Here is a 16,245-nt window from a genome sequence, read left to right as displayed (position 1 = left end):
AGTTCGCATGGTTTCAGCTGACTGTCTCGATCACCCTGTCATGACTGCCCAACGCTATGAACAGCTGGTTCAGTCGGTGGTGGATTACGCCATTTACATGCTTGATCCTTCCGGCCATGTGGTGTCGTGGAACGCAGGCGCGCAACGTATCAAGGGGTACCGTGCCGATGAAGTGATCGGCCAGCATTTCTCGTTGTTCTTCACTCCGCAGGATTGCACCGAGGGCCGCCCGGAGCGCTTGCTACGCCAGGCGCTGGAGCAGGGCGAGGCGCAGGATGAGGGCTGGCGCGTACGCAAGGATGGCACGCAGTTCTGGGCGCTGGCCGCCCTGGATGTGATTCGCGATGACCAGGGCCAGATTGTCGGCCTGGCCAAGGTGACCCGGGACATCACCGACCGCCGCGAGTCGGCGCTGCAACTGGACGCGGTGCGCGCCCAGCTGTTCCAGGCACAGAAGCTGGAGGCCCTCGGCCAGTTGACCGGTGGCCTGGCGCATGACTTCAACAACATGCTGACCATCATCATCAGCTCGGCGCGCTTGGCGCTGGCCACCCAGGACCCGGCACGCGCCCAGCGCATGTTGCAGCACATTCTCGATGCCGGGCAGCGGGGCACCGAGCTGACCCAGCAGTTGCTCAGCTTTGCCCGCCACCGCAAGCTTGATGTGGCTTGCGTCGCCCCGGCGAACCTTGTTGCCGCCACCCGTGGTCTACTGGAGCATGCGCTGCCTGGATCGATTGACCTGGAGGTGGTGCTGCAACCGGACCTGCCCCTGATCGAGGTGGATGCCGGGCAATTGCAGATGGTACTGCTCAACCTGTTGTTCAATGCCTGCGATGCCATCACGGGGCAGGGCCGGATCGGCTTGACAGTCGAGGTGGTCGAGCTGACCGGTGAGGTGGAGGGCCTGCACGGCGGGTTTGTGCGTTTCGAGGTCGAAGACAGCGGCGAGGGCATCGCGCCAGCGGTACTGCCGCGGATCTTCGAACCGTTTTTCACTACCAAGCCCTTTGGCAAGGGGACTGGCCTGGGCCTCAGCCAGGTGTATGGTTTTGCCAGGCAGAGCGGTGGTGCCATTTGCGTCGACAGCGAGCCCGGCCGGGGAACTTGCATGCAGCTTTACTTGCCAATCTATCAGCACACGGACAGCCAACTCGACAGGTAGAACACCATGGCACAGGCACTCAGGCGGCTGGTGACGGGGATCGATGGGCTCGATGCGTTGCTCCAGGGTGGCCTGGTGGCTGGCGCGTCCTACATCATTCAGGGCCCGCCGGGGGCGGGCAAGACCATCCTCGCCAATCAGCTGGCCTGCGGGCATGTGCGCGGTGGTGGCCGGGTGCTGGTGGCCACCTTGCTCAGCGAGTCGCACGAGCGGCTGTTCCAGTACCTGGCGACCCTGGAGTTCTTCGACCCGGCGCTGGTAGGTGATCCGATCCAGTTCGTCAGTGCCTTCGATACCCTGGAGCAGGAAGGCCTGGACGCCGTGGTACGGCTGCTGCGCCAGGAAATCGCCCGCCAGCAGGCCAGCCTGCTGATCGTCGATGGCGTGCTAAATGCCCGGGTGCGTGCGGAAACCGCGCTGGATACCAAGAAATTCGTCTCTGAACTACAGGGCCATGCGGCCTTTGCGGGCTGCACCGTGCTGCTGCTGACCAGCGCCCGGCTGGACGAGGGCAGCCCGGAGCACACGATGGTCGACGGGGTGATCGAACTGGGCGAGCAACTGTTTGGCAGCCGCGCCGTGCGTCATATCCAGCTGCGCAAGACGCGGGGCAGTGCGGCGTTGTCGGGGCGCCATGAATGCCTCATCGATGAAACCGGCATGCATGTATACCCGCGCCTGGAGTCACTGTTCAGCCACCCCAGCCAGGCGGGCAGCGCCACCTTGGAGCGCATCCGCAGCGGGGTGGCGACCCTGGATGAAATGCTCGGTGGCGGCCTGGCCACGGGCTCGGTCAGCCTGCTGATCGGGCCCTCGGGTATTGGCAAGACGTCATTGGGCCTGGCATTTCTCGGTGCCAGCAGCCCGCAGGCGCCGGGGCTGCATTTCGGCTTTTACGAAACGCCGGAGCGCCTGCGTATCAAGGCCGCGTCGCTGGGTTACGATTTTGCAGCCATGGAGCAGGCAGGCATCCTGCAGCTTTGCTGGCAGCCGACTACCGAGGGCCTGCTGGACCAGGTCGGGGCGCGCCTGCTCGAGCGGGTCGAAGCGCAAGGCAGCAAGCGCGTGCTGATCGACAGCCTGGGGGCGTTCAGCCGCCTGGCCATCGACCCGGCGCGGCTCAATGCGTTTTTCCGCGCCTTGGTCGGCGAACTGCGCGCGCGCGATGTCAGCGTGATGCTGACCTGGGAAATGCGCGACATTTTCGGCGCGGAAATCAGCGCCCCGGCCCCGGACCTGTCAAGCATCGTCGACAACTTGATGCTGATGCGCTTCGTCGAGCTGGATTCGCAGCTGCGGCGCATGCTGTCGATCCTCAAGGTGCGTGACAGCCACCATGACCCTGCCTTGCACGAGCTGCTGATCGGGCCGCAGGGCATTACCCTGCGCAAGGCGTTCGAAGGCGCTTGCGGTGTGCTTTCGGGAACGCCGGTGCCGCAGGGGAGCGGGTGACGAGGCGGGCGATGAACACCATCCTGATCGTCGATGACGAGTACCTGATTGCCGACATCCTCGGTTTTGCCCTGGAGGACGAGGGTTTTCTGGTGGAAAAGGCGAGCAACGGCTACAAGGCGCTGGAGGCACTGAAGGAAAAGCGCGTTCAGCTGGTCATCACCGACTACATGATGCCACTGCTCAACGGTGAGGAGCTTGTGCGCTCGATGCGTGAAGACCCGGCCTTGAGCGAGTTGCCGGTCATCCTCATGAGTGGCGCGCAGGCCAACCAGGGATGCCCGGAACTGTTCGCCGCGGTGTTCGACAAACCGTTCGACATGGACTGTATGATCGCCAAGGTGCGCGAACTGCTGGGCACCTGAGGCGCGGCGCGATCAAGCGCGTCCGTGCGGCTTGAGGCAGGTCGCTCAGTGCGAGTCGTCGTGCTTTTCCGGGGCCGGGCTGCCGGCCTGAATACGCTTGAAGATCTCTTCTCGATGGACCTGGACGTCTTTCGGTGCATCGATACCGATCCTCACCTGCATCCCTTTGACGCCCAGAATGGTGACTTTGATGTCATCGTTGATGACGATGCTTTCGCCAACCTTGCGGGTGAGTATCAGCATGTAGTTCTCCTTGGTGATGTAAAAGTCCGTCGGGCTAGTTGCCACGGCGGCGGGAGCTTGTCCCTCTTCCTTCTCATTAAAGACGCTTTCGGCGGATAGTAATTCCCCGACAGACAAATTCTGTTGCGTGTCTTCAGTCGCAGGTGCCGAAGCAAACCGCCAGCGGTTTGTCGGCCAAGGTGCTCGGTGGCAAGAATAGGGGGCTTGGCGGCCAATGGGAAATTTCTTCGCATCATGGTGTGAATAGACCGGGTTAATGGTCATCCTGTTCCTCGAGTGCCTGAAGAAATAACAGCAAGGCTACTTCTTCACGGTCCAGGCCTTTGCGCACACGGTTCTTCGGCAAGTTGGCAAGGCGCCCCAGGGCATAGTGTTCAAGTACAGCCGGGTGAATGTAACAGCGCCTGCACACTGCCGGTGTATTGCCCAGGCGTGATGCTACCTGACGGACGATGGCGGCGACCTGGCGCTTGGCTTCGCTCTCGGGCTCCCAGGCCAAGGGCCTCAGCAGGTCCAGGGCGAGGCTGCTACCGGCCCAGGTGCGGTAGTCCTTGGCGGTGAAGTCGGCACCGGTCAGCTGCTGCAGAAACTGGTTGACCTCGCTGGAGCCGACGCTATGGCGCTGGCCGTCGTCGTCCAGGTACTGGAACAACGCTTGGCCGGGCAGTTCCATGCAGCGCTTGAGCAGGTTGGCCAGGCGCCGATCGTTGAGGCTGACGTTGTGCTCGACGCCGCGCTTGCCGCGGAACTGGAAGCGGATGCTGCTGCCCTTCACCTCGACATGGCGGTTGCGCAGGGTGGTCAGTCCATAGGACTGGTTGTCACGCAGGTAGCGCTGGTTGCCGATGCGGATCAGGGTGTGGTCCAGCAGGCTGATCACCAGCGCCATCACCTTTTCCCGGTCCAGGCCTGGCCGGGCAAGGTGGTCGTGCAGCTGTGCGCGCAATTTCGGCAGGGCCTGGGCAAACGCCAGCATGCGCCCGTACTTGTGCTGGTCGCGTATTTCGCGCCACTGCGCGTGGTAGCGGTATTGCTTGCGGCCACGGGCATCGCGACCTGTGGCTTGCAGGTGGCCTTGCGGGTCGGCGCAGATCCACACCTCGGTATAGGCCGGTGGGATTGCCAGTGCAGCGATGCGGGCAAGGGTATCGCTGTCGCGCACTCGTTGGCCGTCGGCATCCAGGTAGATGAAGCGCTCTCTCCAGCGCCGCCGGGTCAGGCCCGGCTGGCTGTCGTCGACGTAGTGCAGGGTGCGCGGCAGGGGGCAGTCAAGCATGGTTGGCAGGCCTCGATCAGGTCACTGATCAATGGACACCAGCGACGGGGCCGATGCTCAGCCCAGCAGCGCCACCGACTTGATCTGGGCAAACAGCACCTGGCCCGGGTGCAGGCCGAGCTGGTCTGCCGAGAAGCGGGTGATGCGCGCGAGCAAGGCGTTGCCGCCAGCATCCAGGCTGACCAATACATGGGCCGGGTTGGCGGCCGGGCGGCTTTCGCGCACGCGCACCGGCAAGCGGTTGAGAATGCTCGAAGTGCTGTCAGCTGCCAGGGCCAGGCTGACGTCACGCGCCTGCACCTTGACCCGCAAGGTGCTGCCCATCACCTGGGCAGGGTGGGTGATACGCAACAGCGGCCCGTCGTTGCCGGGCAGGCGCAGGTCGAGCAGGTCGTAGTGCGCGTCATGTGCCACCACCAGGCCTTCAAACACCACGCCGGCATCCTCGCCCTCGGCCAGCGACAGGTCGAGACGGGCCAGGGTTTCGCCGATCGGGCCGCTGGCCACTGTCTGGCCTTGCTCCAGCAACACCAGGTGGTCGGCCAGCCGCGCCACTTCTTCCTGGGCATGGCTGACATACACCAGCGGGATGTCCAGTTCGTCGTGCAGGCGTTCCAGGTAGGGCAGGATTTCGCGTTTGCGCGGCCCGTCGAGGGCAGCCAGTGGCTCGTCCATCAACAGCAGGCGCGGGCTGCTGAGCAGGGCGCGGGCAATGCCCACCCGCTGCGCCTCGCCACCGGACAAGGTCGCCGGCCGGCGTGCCAGCAAGTGGCCGATACCCAGCAGCTGGCAGGCCAGGTCTAGGCTGACCTTGCGCTCGGCAGCGGCCACCCGGCGCCAGCCGAACTCCAGGTTGCCGCGTACCGACAGGTGCGGGAACAGGCTGGCCTCCTGGAACACGTAGCCTACCGGGCGCAGGTGTGGTGCCAGAAAGAATCCGCGGGCGCTGTCTTCCCAGACTTCGCCGTTGACCTCGATGTAGGCGCTGGCGGCCCGTTCCAGCCCCGCCAGGCAACGCAGGCAGCTGGTCTTGCCAGAACCGGAGTGGCCGAACAACGCACTGATGCCGCGGCCGGGCAGGTGCAGGTCTACGTCCAGGGTGAAGTCGTCGCGTGCCAGTTGCAGGCGCGCCACAATCGATGCGCTCATTTCAGCTCCAGCCAGCCTTGCCGCGGCGTCCTGCGTAAAGCAGGAGCAGCACCAGGAACGAGAACACCAGCATGGCACCGGCCAGCCAGTGCGCTTGCGAATAGGCCATGGCCTCGACATGGTCGAAGATCTGCACCGAGACCACGCGTGTCTTGTCGGGGATGTTGCCGCCAATCATCAACACCACGCCGAACTCGCCCACCGTGTGGGCGAAACCGAGGATGCTGGCGGTGATGAAGCCCGGACGGGCCAACGGCAGCACCACGTGGACGAAGGTGTCCCAGGGGCTGGCGCGCAGCGTCGCGGCCACTTCCAGCGGGCGCTGGCCAATGGCGCCGAAGGCATTCTGCAGCGGCTGGACCACGAACGGCATGGAGTAGATCACCGAGCCTATTACCAGGCCGGTAAAACTGAACACCACGCTGCCCAGGCCCAGCGCCTGGGTCGCCTGGCCCAGCCAGCCATGTGGGCCGAGGGCGATCAGCAGGTAGAAACCGATCACTGTGGGTGGCAGTACCAGCGGCAAGGCCACCACCGCGCCCACCGGCCCGCGCAACCACGAGCGCGTGCGCGCCAGCCACCAGGCGATGGGCGTGCCGACGATCAGCAGGATGAGGGTGGTCATGCTGGCCAGTTTCACGGTCAGCCAGATGGCACCCAGGTCACTGGCATCCAGTGGCATCAGATTTCATAACCGTAGGATTTGATCACTGCCGCGGCTTTCGGGCCTTTCAGGTAGTCGACCAGGGCCTTGGCGGCGGGGTTGTCCTTGCCTTTTTCGAGGATTACCGCGTCCTGGCGGATGGGTTCGTGCAGGGACGAGGGAACGATCCAGGCCGAACCGCTTTCGACCTTGCCGTCCTTGTAGATTTGCGAAAGGGCGACAAAGCCCAGCTCGGCGTTGCCGGTGGATACGAACTGGAACGCCTGGGTAATGTTCTGCCCTTCGACCAGCTTGGGCCGGGTGGCTTCGGTCAGCTTCAGCTTGTCCAGCACCTGTGTGGCGGCCAGGCCGTAGGGCGCGGTTTTCGGGTTGGCAATGGACAGGTGCTTGAACTGGTTGTTCTTCAGCACTTCGCCGTTGGCGTCGACATAGCCGGGTTTGGCCGACCACAGCGCCAGGGTGCCGATGGCGTAGGTGAAGCGTGAGCCCGGGGCAATCGCGTTTTCCTGCTCGAGCTTGGCTGGGGTGCTGTCGTCGGCAGCGAGAAATACCTCGAACGGCGCGCCATTCTTGATTTGTGCGTAGAACTGGCCGGTGGCGCCATAGGCAGCGACCAGCTTGTGGCCAGTGTCTTTCTCGAAGTCCTTGGCAATGGCCTGGATAGGGGCTGTGAAGTTCGCTGCGACCGCGACCTGGACTTCATCGGCCCAGGCAGTGTTGAAGGCAAGCAGGCTGGTCAGGGCGGTGGCAGCCAAGTGGGGTGGGCGGATACGCATGAAGACAGCTCCTTGGGGCTTATCGTTATATCCTTAACTATATAGCGGTAGGCCATGGGCCGGGAAGGGGCCAGACCTGCTTATGCAGACGCCTGGCGGCCGATCATGGCCAGCGCCTTTTCGGCAATCTCCCGGGTCAACTCACCCGCCGGCATATGCCTGCCCAGCCGCAACGCCTGCCCCGACCAGAGGTTGCTGAAATCGCTATTGCCCTGCGGATCCGTAATCGCCCGCAAAGGCATCAAGGCCCCGCCGGCCAGCGGGAAGTGCGGGGCCAAATCGCTCATCGGCCCCAGCTCGCGCATGATGCGGTTGTTGATGCCACGCGCCGGTCGGCCAGTGAACAGGTTGGTCAGCGCCGTGTCGCTGGCAGGTGCGCTGTCCAGGGCCTGGCGATGCGCCGGCGACACCTTGGCCTCGGGGCAGAACAGGTACGCCGTTCCGATCTGCACTGCCGAAGCACCCAAGGCCAATGCCGCCAACAGGCCGCGGTGGTCAGCAATGCCGCCAGCGGCAATCACCGGGACGCTGACCGCATCGGCCACCTGCGGCACCAGCGCGAAGGTGCCGATCTGGCTGGTGATATCGTCGCTGAGGAACATGCCGCGATGGCCGCCCGCCTCATAGCCCATGGCAATGATCGCATCACAGCCGTGATGCTCCAGCCACACGGCTTCCTCTACTGTAGTGGCGCTGGACAGCACCTTGGCACCACTGGCCTTTACCCGTTGCAGCAGGTCGGCATGTGGCAGGCCGAAGTGGAAGCTCACCACCTCCGGGCGCAGTTGCTCGACCAGCTGGCAGCTATGTTCGTCGAAAGGCGCCCGGTTGGACACCGGCGTGGGCGCCGTGAAGTCGGCTCCCACTTCGCTGTAATAGGGCTGTAGCGCCTGCTTCCAGCGTGCATCGCGCTCGGCATCGGGCGCTGGCGGCTGGTGGCAGAAGAAGTTCAGGTTCAACGGGCGGCCCGGGCAGCCGGCGCGGAAGGCAGCGATCTCGGTGCGCACCTGGTCGCCCGTGAGCATGGCGCAGGGCAGGGCGCCCAAACCGCCCGCCAGGCCCACGGCAATGGCCATGCCCGAGCCCGTCGCACCGGCCATGGGGGCCTGCAGAATGGGCAACTCGATGCCCAGCAGGTCGAGGATGCGGCGGTCGGGCCAGTGGCTCATGCGATTCTCCTTGCGCGGGCGGGCGGTACGGTGGGGCGGGTATTTACAAGGCTTTGCTGACCTGGATGTCGCTGATCTTCTCGGCGTCTTCGCCGTGAATCTTGCGCAGGGCTTCCAGGGCTTGTTCGAGGGAGGCGTCGGGCATCAGCGCGAAGTCCCAGCGGCGCTGGCCGTCGAGCTTGTACTTGATGACGTACTTGGTGGTCTGGGTCATGGTGGCCTTATCTGAGTTTCGACGATGAACGACGGACGATCTTGATCTTGTGGGTCAAGGTTGGCTTGCGGGTAACCGAGATCGGGCGGGTGGTCACGGTATCGATGGTGATGTTCCAGAAACCGGTGCTTGGCACGGTGATCTTCGCCGGGAACTTGTCGAAATGGCCACCGTGGTAGGTATGACGGCCGCCGTTCTTGAAGCTGCGGAAGTTGGCGTCGTTCATCAGGCGGATATTGCAGCGCTGGGAGCACTCGATGACGACGATATCGTCCTCGTTCAGGTGCTCGCGCTGGTGTACGAATTTCATGTGATGCTCCGCAAGGATTGGTTCTGCAAAGGCAAAAGATACCACGATGTCGGGTTACACTGCCGCGCTGTTCCGCCAGGCATAGATAAATCTGCCAAAGCAGGGAGCAAAACAGCCTGGCTGTGGTCAAAGCGGATTCTTGAAGGCAGAGGTGCTGCAAATGAAGTGGATGGTGGCGGCGTTGGCGATGACGCTGGGTGGCTGTGTGAGTGTTACGGAACTGGAACAGTCGCATGAAACGCTGGATGTAATCTCGGGCAAGTCCCCACGCGCGTATGCCGATTGCGTCAAGCAGAAGCTGGCCGATACCCGGGACCCGCTTGTGGAAGAGCAGCGTGGCGATGGCCTGCGGCTGATCGTGCCGCAAAAAATCAGCTCGGGCGTGGGCCCGGCGGCGCTGGTGGATATCGACAAGCGTGGCAGCGGCAGCAGCATCAAGTTGCACGAGCGGCTGAACAATTTCCCGCTGCGCCTGGGCGACGTGCGCACCGCAGCCACCCAATGCATTTCCGGTAGTTGATCCAGGGCAACTGATCACGCTCCTTTTACTTATATGTTTTAAGCCTAAGCTTATAACAATAGAAAGGGAGATTCGTGATGACACCGTTGAGTCGCGCCTTGGTCGGCAGCCTGCTGATCCTGGCCTGGCCCACGGCGCATGCCGCCGATGGCCAGAAAGTCTTCACCCAGGGTGGGGCCAACCCCGCCGCCATGGCTTGCCTGGGTTGCCATGGCCCGGACGGCAAAGGCATTGCCGCTGCCGGCTTCCCACGCCTGGCCGGGCTGCCGGCCGCTTACCTCAGCAAGCAATTGCATGATTGGCGCAACGGCAGCCGCAAGCAGCCGGTGATGGAGCCGCTTGCCAATGCCCTGAGCGAGGATGAGATCGAGGCGGTCAGCACCTATCTGGCCAGCCTGCCGGCAGACCCTGCAGGCGACCTGCGTCGCCAGCAGATCGCCGATGACCCCACCACCCGCATGGCCCTGTACGGTGACTGGAGCCGGCAGATTCCTGGTTGCGTGCAATGCCATGGCCCGGGCGGTGGCGGGGTTGGCGAACACTTCCCGCCCTTGGCCGGCCAGCCCGCCAGTTACCTGGTGGCGCAGCTCAATGCCTGGCGTGACGGCACGCGCAGCAATGACCCCAACCAGCTGATGGTCGGCGTGGCCAAGGCCATGACCGATGACGAGATCAAGGCCGTTGCCGAGTTCTTCGCCCGCCCCGCCAGCCAGGAGGTCAAGCCATGAAACCGATGATTCCAGCCCTGCTGCTGCTGGCCATGGGCAGCGCACACGCCGCCCAGATTGCCATGGAAGACCAGTCGCAGTTGAAAGTGCCTGGCGTGCAGGCCGCGCCGCAGTTCGTGCCACCAGCGGAAAGCGAGTTGCCTGACAATGCCTTTGGCAAGATGGTACGCGAGGGGCATGCCTTGTTCGTCGACACCCGCAGGTTGATGCCCGAGGCTGTGGGCAACGGCATGAACTGCAGCAACTGCCACCTTGACCAGGGGCGGCTGGCGCATTCCGCGCCGATGTGGGGGGCGTACCCGATGTACCCCGCCTACCGCAAGAAAAATGACAAGGTCAACACCTATGCCGAGCGCATCCAGGGCTGCTTCCAGTTCAGCATGAACGGCAAGCCGCCTGCGGCCGATAGCCCGCAGATGACGGCGCTGGCGGTGTATTCGTACTGGCTGTCGACCAAGGCGCCGACCGGCGTCGAGATTGCCGGGCGCGGGTACCCGGAGGTGCCGCAGCCAAAGGGCGGATACGACTTCAAGCGCGGTCAGCAGGTTTATCGTGAGCAGTGTGCGATTTGTCACGGCGACAATGGCGAAGGGCAGAAGGTGGCGGGCGAGTACGTGATGCCGCCGTTGTGGGGCAAGGACTCCTACAACTGGGGCGCCGGCATGCACCGGATCAATACCGCGGCGTCGTTCATCAAGTACAACATGCCGCTGGGCAAGCCGGGCAGCCTTAGCGATCAGCAGGCCTGGGATGTGGCGGCCTGGGTCAACCGCCATGAACGGCCGCAGGATCCGCGGCTGGTGGAAGGCTCCATCGAGAAGACGCGGGTGAAGTTCCATGCCAATGACGGGGTGAACCTGTATGGGCAGAAGGTCGATGGTGTGCTGATAGGGCAGGGCACCGGTAGCTGATGTATTGCCTGTACTGGCCTCCTCGCGGGCTTGTCCGCGAAGAGGCCAGTACAGGAAACCCCGATTTCCTGTCATCCATCTGTCATGGATGACAGCAATATTTACGATCCACCGGAACTATCTACACTGGGTTATCTCTATCTTCCCATCGATCGGCCACAGGTAGGGCATTGTAAGGTGACTGCCGCCTGATTAGACTGCGCCGAATTCCACTGGCCTAGCCTTTTGTAAGGACGTATATGATCAAAAAATGCTTGTTCCCGGCAGCCGGTTACGGCACCCGCTTCCTGCCCGCTACCAAAGCCATGCCCAAGGAAATGCTGCCGGTGGTCAACAAGCCACTGATCCAGTATGGCGTTGAAGAGGCACTGGATGCCGGTCTGAACGAGATCTCCATCGTCACCGGGCGCGGCAAGCGTGCTTTGGAAGACCACTTCGACATCAGCTACGAGCTGGAAAACCAGATCAAGGGCACCGACAAGGAAAAATACCTGGTTGGTATCCGTCGCCTGCTCGACGAGTGCTCGTTCTCCTACACCCGCCAGACCGAAATGAAAGGCCTGGGCCACGCCATCCTGACTGGCCGCCCGCTGATCGGCGACGAGCCGTTCGCCGTGGTGCTGGCGGACGACCTGTGCGTGAACCCGGAAGGTGACGGCGTACTGACCCAGATGGTCAAGCTGTACAACCAGTTCCGTTGCTCGATCGTCGCCATCCAGGAAGTCGATCCGCAGGAAACCAACAAGTACGGCGTGATCGCCGGCGACATGATCCGTGACGACATTTTCCGTGTCACCAACATGGTCGAGAAGCCAAAGCCGGAAGACGCCCCGTCGAACCTGGCGATCATTGGTCGCTACATCCTGACCCCGGACATCTTCGACATCATCGCCAACACCGAGCCGGGCAAAGGTGGCGAGATCCAGATCACCGACGCCCTGATGCAACAGGCGCAGAACGGCTGCGTGATCGCCTACAAGTTCAAAGGCAAGCGTTTCGACTGCGGTGGCGCTGAGGGTTACATCGACGCGACCAACTTCTGCTTCGAGAACTACTACAAGACTGGCAAGGCTTACTGATAAGCCGCTACTTGTATCAAAGCTGATAACTGGGGCTGCTTTGCAGCCCTTCGCGGGCACGCCCGCTCCTACAGGTATTGTGCAGGCCTTTAAGGTTGCGCCGGTACTGTGGGAGCGGGCGGGCCCGCGAAGGGTCGCAAAGCGGCCCCAGTGCGTTATGCTGGGCGCCTGCCTAGGAGAGTGAATACATGGCCTACGATTTTGATCTGTTCGTGATTGGTGCCGGGTCCGGCGGTGTGCGCGCGGCGCGGTTTGCCGCCGGCTTCGGGGCAAAGGTGGCAGTGGCAGAGAGCCGCTACCTGGGCGGCACCTGCGTCAACGTCGGCTGCGTGCCGAAAAAGCTGCTGGTGTACGGCGCACACGTCGCCGACGAACTGGAGCAGGCCGCAGGCTTCGGCTGGACCTTGGAAGAAGGGCACTTCGACTGGGGCACCCTGATTGCCAACAAGAACCGGGAAATCGAGCGCCTCAACGGCATCTACCGCAACCTGCTGGTCAACAGCGGGGTTACCTTGCTGCAGGGGCATGCGCGCTTGACCGGTGCCAATGAAGTGGAAGTGGAAGGCCAGCGCTACACCGCCGAGCACATCCTCATCGCCACCGGTGGCTGGCCACAGGTGCCGGACATTCCGGGCAAGGAACTGGCCATCACCTCCAACGAAGCCTTCTACCTCAAGGACCTGCCACGCCGGGTGCTGGTGGTGGGCGGTGGCTACATTGCCGTCGAGTTCGCCGGCATCTTCCAGGGCCTGGGGTCGGCTACCACACTGCTGTACCGTGGCGACCTGTTCCTGCGTGGCTTCGACGGTTCGGTGCGCACGCACCTGAAGGAAGAACTGGAAAAGCGCGGCCTCGACCTGCAGTTCAATGCCGACATCCAGCGCATCGACAAGCTCGAGGACGGCAGCCTCAAGGCCACCCTCAAGGATGGCCGCGAGCTGGTCACCGATTGCGTGTTCTATGCCACCGGCCGGCGCCCGATGCTGGACAACCTGGGCCTGGAAAACACCGGCGTCGAGCTGGATGCACGCGGTTACATTCGCGTTGACCAGCAGTACCAGACGACCGCGCCGTCGATCCTGGCCATTGGCGACGTGATTGGCCGCGTGCAACTGACCCCGGTGGCTCTGGCCGAGGGCATGGCCGTGGCCCGGCGCCTGTTCAAGCCTGAGCAATACCGCCCGGTGGACTACCAGAACATCCCCACCGCAGTCTTCAGCCAGCCTCCCATCGGTACCGTGGGCCTGACCGAGGAGCAGGCGCTGGAGGCCGGGCACAAGGTGCAGGTATTCGAGAGCCGCTTCCGTGCGATGAAACTGACCCTGACCGACATCCAGGAAAAGACCCTGATGAAGCTGGTGGTCGATGCCGAGACCGACAAGGTGCTGGGCTGCCACATGGTTGGCCCCGACGCCGGCGAGATCATCCAGGGCCTGGGCATTGCCCTGAAGGCCGGTGCGACCAAGCAACAGTTCGACGAAACCATCGGCGTGCACCCGACGGCGGCCGAAGAGTTCGTGACCATGCGCACCGCGACGCGCTGACTCAACGGAACGCATACCGTTGTAGGAGCGGCCTTGTGTCGCGATGGGCTGCGAAGCAGCCCCCAGTATTTCTGCAATCGTGAGATACACAGGGGCTGCTTCGCAGCCCATCGCGACACAAGGCCGCTCCTACAGGAGTGACACGACCATGGAGTCAGGGGTATGACCCCGCAATCCTTTGCTCAGCCCATTCCCTTCTATTAGTTACTACCGGTTATAGCCAAAACCAATCAAAAGCATGAGCTTTGCCAATGAGCCTTTATCGGGACCAGCGGTTAGGATTCTCTCCATCAACTGATTCCAACCCCATGAAGGAGCGTCTCTCATGCCAATCATCAACAGCCAGGTCAAACCGTTCAACGCCACCGCCTACCACAAAGGCGAGTTCGTCCAGGTCAGCGAAGCCGACCTGAAAGGCAAGTGGTCTGTCGTGTTCTTCTACCCGGCCGACTTCACCTTCGTCTGCCCGACCGAGCTGGGTGACCTTGCTGACAACTACGCCGAGTTCCAGAAGCTGGGCGTGGAAATCTACGGTGTGTCCACCGACACCCACTTCACCCACAAAGCCTGGCACGACACTTCGGACACCATCGGCAAGATCCAGTACCCACTGATCGGTGACCCGACCCACGTCATCTCGCGCAACTTCGACGTGCTGATCGAAGAAGCCGGCCTGGCCGATCGCGGTACCTTCGTGATCAACCCGGAAGGTCAGATCAAGATCGTCGAACTGAACGACGGTGGTGTAGGTCGCGATGCTGCCGAACTGCTGCGCAAGGTGAAGGCTGCCCAGTACGTTGCCGCTCACCCAGGCGAAGTTTGCCCGGCCAAGTGGAAAGAAGGCGAAGCCACCCTGGCCCCGTCGCTGGACCTCGTCGGCAAGATCTAAGCCGATGTGTATGTCGCGGGCGGTAGCCAGCCGCCAAAGCTGAAGTACCTACCGCCCCGTAAAGCGCCCGGGCGAGTTCGCCTGGGCGTTTTTGTATCCGAGTTTTGAAAAAGGAATCGCCCGTATGTTGGACGCCACGCTTAAATCGCAACTGAAAACCTACCTGGAGCGGGTCACCCAGCCGATCGAGATCGTTGCCTCCCTCGACGACGGCGCGAAATCCCGCGAATTGCACGACCTGCTGGTGGAAATTGCCAGCCTGTCGAACCTTATTACCTTCAGCGCGGACGGCAGCGATGCCCGTCGTCCATCGTTCTCGCTGAACCGCCCGGGAGCCGACATAAACCTGCGCTTCGCCGGCATCCCCATGGGCCACGAATTTACCTCGCTGGTGCTGGCACTGCTGCAGGTCGGGGGCCACCCGTCCAAGGCCAGTGCCGAAGTGATCGAACAGATCCAGGCGCTGGAAGGCGAGTTCACCTTCGAAACCTACTTCTCGCTGTCGTGCCAGAACTGCCCGGACGTGGTCCAGGCGCTGAACCTGATGGCGGTCCTCAACCCCAACGTACGCCACGTGGCCATCGATGGCGCGCTGTTCCAGGCGGAAGTGGAATCGCGCAAGATCATGGCGGTGCCGAGCATTTACCTGAACGGCGAAGTGTTTGGCCAGGGCCGCATGGGCCTGGAAGAAATCCTCGGCAAGATCGACACCAACGCAGGCAGCCGTCAGGCCGAAAAGATCAACGCCAAGGACGCCTTCGATGTGCTGGTGGTCGGTGGTGGCCCGGCCGGCGCCTCGGCAGCCATCTATGCCGCGCGTAAAGGCATCCGCACCGGTATTGCGGCCGAGCGTTTCGGCGGCCAGGTGCTCGATACCCTGGCCATCGAGAACTTCATCTCGATACAGGAAACCGAAGGGCCGAAGCTGGCCACGGCGCTGGAAGAGCACGTCAAGCAGTACGACGTGGACATCATGAACCTGCAGCGCGGTGAAGCGCTGATCCCGGCCACCGATGGCGGCCTGCACGAAGTACGTCTGGCCGGCGGTGCCTCGCTCAAGGCCAAGACCGTGATCCTGGCTACCGGTGCCCGCTGGCGTGAGATGAACGTGCCGGGCGAACAGGAATACCGCGCCCGTGGCGTGGCTTACTGCCCGCACTGTGACGGCCCACTGTTCAAGGGCAAGCGCGTGGCGGTGATCGGTGGAGGCAACTCGGGTGTGGAAGCGGCCATCGACCTGGCGGGTATCGTCGCCCAGGTAACGCTGATCGAGTTCGACAGCCAGCTGCGTGCCGATGCGGTACTGCAGCGCAAGTTGCACAGCCTGCCGAACGTGAAGGTGATCACCAGTGCGTTGACCACCGAAGTGCTTGGCAATGGCGAAAAGGTGACTGGCCTGCGCTACAAGGACCGCACCACCGACCAGCAGCATGAAGTGGCGCTGGAGGGCATCTTCGTGCAGATCGGCCTGCTGCCGAACACCGACTGGCTGAAAGGCACCGTCGAGCTGTCGCCACGTGGCGAGATCATCGTCGATGCCAAGGGCCAGACCAGCATCCCTGGTGTGTTTGCGGCGGGTGACGTGACGACTGTGCCGTACAAGCAGATCGTGATTGCGGTAGGTGAGGGGGCCAAGGCATCGCTGGCGGCCTTTGACCACCTGATCCGCACTTCGGTACCGGCGTAAGCCTGTACCGGCCCTTTCGCGGGCATGCCCGCTCCCACAGGTTCTGCACAGGTCTTGAGATTTGTGAGGAACCCTGTAGGAGCGGGCATGCCCGCGAATGCGTC

General features: G+C 62.9%; 18 protein-coding genes. 10 read left to right on the top strand and 8 right to left on the bottom strand.

Annotated features, from left to right (window positions below; translation table 11 throughout):
* The first annotated feature begins 7 nt into the window (after nt 1-7).
* Genes AC2T3R_RS16720 through AC2T3R_RS16710 form a run of 3 tightly spaced genes read left to right on the top strand, consistent with a single transcriptional unit; the run spans nt 8 to nt 2,982 of the window.
* The gene (locus AC2T3R_RS16720) at nt 8-1,165 is read left to right on the top strand and encodes a two-component system sensor histidine kinase NtrB (protein ID WP_486743991.1); all 1,158 of its coding nucleotides are present in this window, start codon (nt 8-10) and stop codon (nt 1,163-1,165) included.
* 6 nt (nt 1,166-1,171) lie between these two features.
* Nucleotides 1,172-2,617: an ATPase domain-containing protein gene (locus tag AC2T3R_RS16715; protein ID WP_015270879.1), complete on the top strand. Its 1,446-nt coding sequence runs from the start codon at nt 1,172-1,174 to the stop codon at nt 2,615-2,617.
* Between the two features lie 11 nt (nt 2,618-2,628).
* A complete protein-coding gene (locus AC2T3R_RS16710) occupies nt 2,629-2,982 on the top strand; it encodes a response regulator (protein ID WP_015270878.1) in 354 nt (117 codons plus the stop codon).
* 45 nt (nt 2,983-3,027) lie between these two features.
* Here AC2T3R_RS16710 and csrA read toward each other — a convergent pair whose 3' ends face one another.
* From csrA to AC2T3R_RS16670, 8 genes are all read right to left on the bottom strand, one after another.
* Nucleotides 3,028-3,225 (bottom strand): carbon storage regulator CsrA, encoded by a 198-nt coding sequence (gene csrA / locus AC2T3R_RS16705; protein ID WP_004375914.1) that lies wholly within the window; start codon nt 3,223-3,225, stop codon nt 3,028-3,030.
* Nucleotides 3,226-3,478: 253 nt separating this feature from the next.
* A complete protein-coding gene (locus AC2T3R_RS16700) occupies nt 3,479-4,501 on the bottom strand; it encodes a DNA topoisomerase IB (RefSeq protein ID WP_015270877.1) in 1,023 nt (340 codons plus the stop codon).
* 57 nt (nt 4,502-4,558) lie between these two features.
* A complete protein-coding gene (gene modC / locus AC2T3R_RS16695) occupies nt 4,559-5,650 on the bottom strand; it encodes a molybdenum ABC transporter ATP-binding protein (RefSeq protein WP_054572098.1) in 1,092 nt (363 codons plus the stop codon).
* Nucleotide 5,651: 1 nt separating this feature from the next.
* A complete protein-coding gene (gene modB, locus AC2T3R_RS16690; RefSeq protein WP_015270875.1) occupies nt 5,652-6,332 on the bottom strand; it encodes a molybdate ABC transporter permease subunit in 681 nt (226 codons plus the stop codon).
* On the bottom strand, nt 6,332-7,090 hold the full coding sequence (gene modA, locus AC2T3R_RS16685; RefSeq protein ID WP_054572097.1) for a molybdate ABC transporter substrate-binding protein: 759 nt from the start codon (nt 7,088-7,090) through the stop codon (nt 6,332-6,334). The genes modB and modA overlap by 1 nt, the downstream gene beginning before the upstream one ends.
* A gap of 80 nt (nt 7,091-7,170) precedes the next feature.
* Nucleotides 7,171-8,259: an NAD(P)H-dependent flavin oxidoreductase gene (locus tag AC2T3R_RS16680; RefSeq protein ID WP_015270873.1), complete on the bottom strand. Its 1,089-nt coding sequence runs from the start codon at nt 8,257-8,259 to the stop codon at nt 7,171-7,173.
* 43 nt (nt 8,260-8,302) lie between these two features.
* Complete coding sequence (locus AC2T3R_RS16675) at nt 8,303-8,473, bottom strand: hypothetical protein (protein WP_013973186.1); 171 nt, start codon at nt 8,471-8,473, stop codon at nt 8,303-8,305.
* A 7-nt stretch (nt 8,474-8,480) separates the two neighbouring features.
* Nucleotides 8,481-8,783 (bottom strand): DUF1883 domain-containing protein, encoded by a 303-nt coding sequence (locus tag AC2T3R_RS16670; RefSeq protein WP_004375922.1) that lies wholly within the window; start codon nt 8,781-8,783, stop codon nt 8,481-8,483.
* Between the two features lie 160 nt (nt 8,784-8,943).
* Between AC2T3R_RS16670 and AC2T3R_RS16665 the strand changes: the two genes are divergently transcribed.
* From AC2T3R_RS16665 to ahpF, 7 genes are all read left to right on the top strand, one after another.
* Nucleotides 8,944-9,303, top strand: a complete 360-nt coding sequence (locus AC2T3R_RS16665) for a hypothetical protein (protein ID WP_015270872.1) — start codon at nt 8,944-8,946, stop codon at nt 9,301-9,303.
* 77 nt (nt 9,304-9,380) lie between these two features.
* Entirely contained in the window at nt 9,381-10,031 is a 651-nt protein-coding gene (locus AC2T3R_RS16660) for a c-type cytochrome (RefSeq protein WP_015270871.1), read from the top strand.
* Nucleotides 10,028-10,942, top strand: coding sequence for a c-type cytochrome (locus AC2T3R_RS16655; RefSeq protein ID WP_054572095.1), 915 nt, complete (start codon nt 10,028-10,030; stop codon nt 10,940-10,942). Before AC2T3R_RS16660 ends, AC2T3R_RS16655 begins: the two co-directional genes overlap by 4 nt.
* 239 nt (nt 10,943-11,181) lie before the next feature.
* Nucleotides 11,182-12,021 carry a UTP--glucose-1-phosphate uridylyltransferase GalU gene (gene galU / locus AC2T3R_RS16650; RefSeq protein ID WP_013973181.1) on the top strand — a complete coding sequence of 280 codons (840 nt, stop codon included), beginning with the start codon at nt 11,182-11,184 and terminating at the stop codon, nt 12,019-12,021.
* A 188-nt stretch (nt 12,022-12,209) separates the two neighbouring features.
* A complete protein-coding gene (gorA, locus tag AC2T3R_RS16645) occupies nt 12,210-13,565 on the top strand; it encodes a glutathione-disulfide reductase (protein ID WP_015270869.1) in 1,356 nt (451 codons plus the stop codon).
* Between the two features lie 325 nt (nt 13,566-13,890).
* Nucleotides 13,891-14,454 (top strand): alkyl hydroperoxide reductase subunit C, encoded by a 564-nt coding sequence (gene ahpC / locus AC2T3R_RS16640; RefSeq protein WP_004375926.1) that lies wholly within the window; start codon nt 13,891-13,893, stop codon nt 14,452-14,454.
* 124 nt (nt 14,455-14,578) lie between these two features.
* Nucleotides 14,579-16,141, top strand: coding sequence for an alkyl hydroperoxide reductase subunit F (gene ahpF, locus AC2T3R_RS16635; RefSeq protein WP_100412874.1), 1,563 nt, complete (start codon nt 14,579-14,581; stop codon nt 16,139-16,141).
* Nucleotides 16,142-16,245 lie beyond the last annotated feature (104 nt).

The organism is Pseudomonas sp. PVC-5-1 (genome assembly GCF_057444345.1).
The sequence above is the reverse complement of the archived record's forward strand: the minus strand, read 5'-3'. Positions and strand labels throughout refer to the sequence as shown.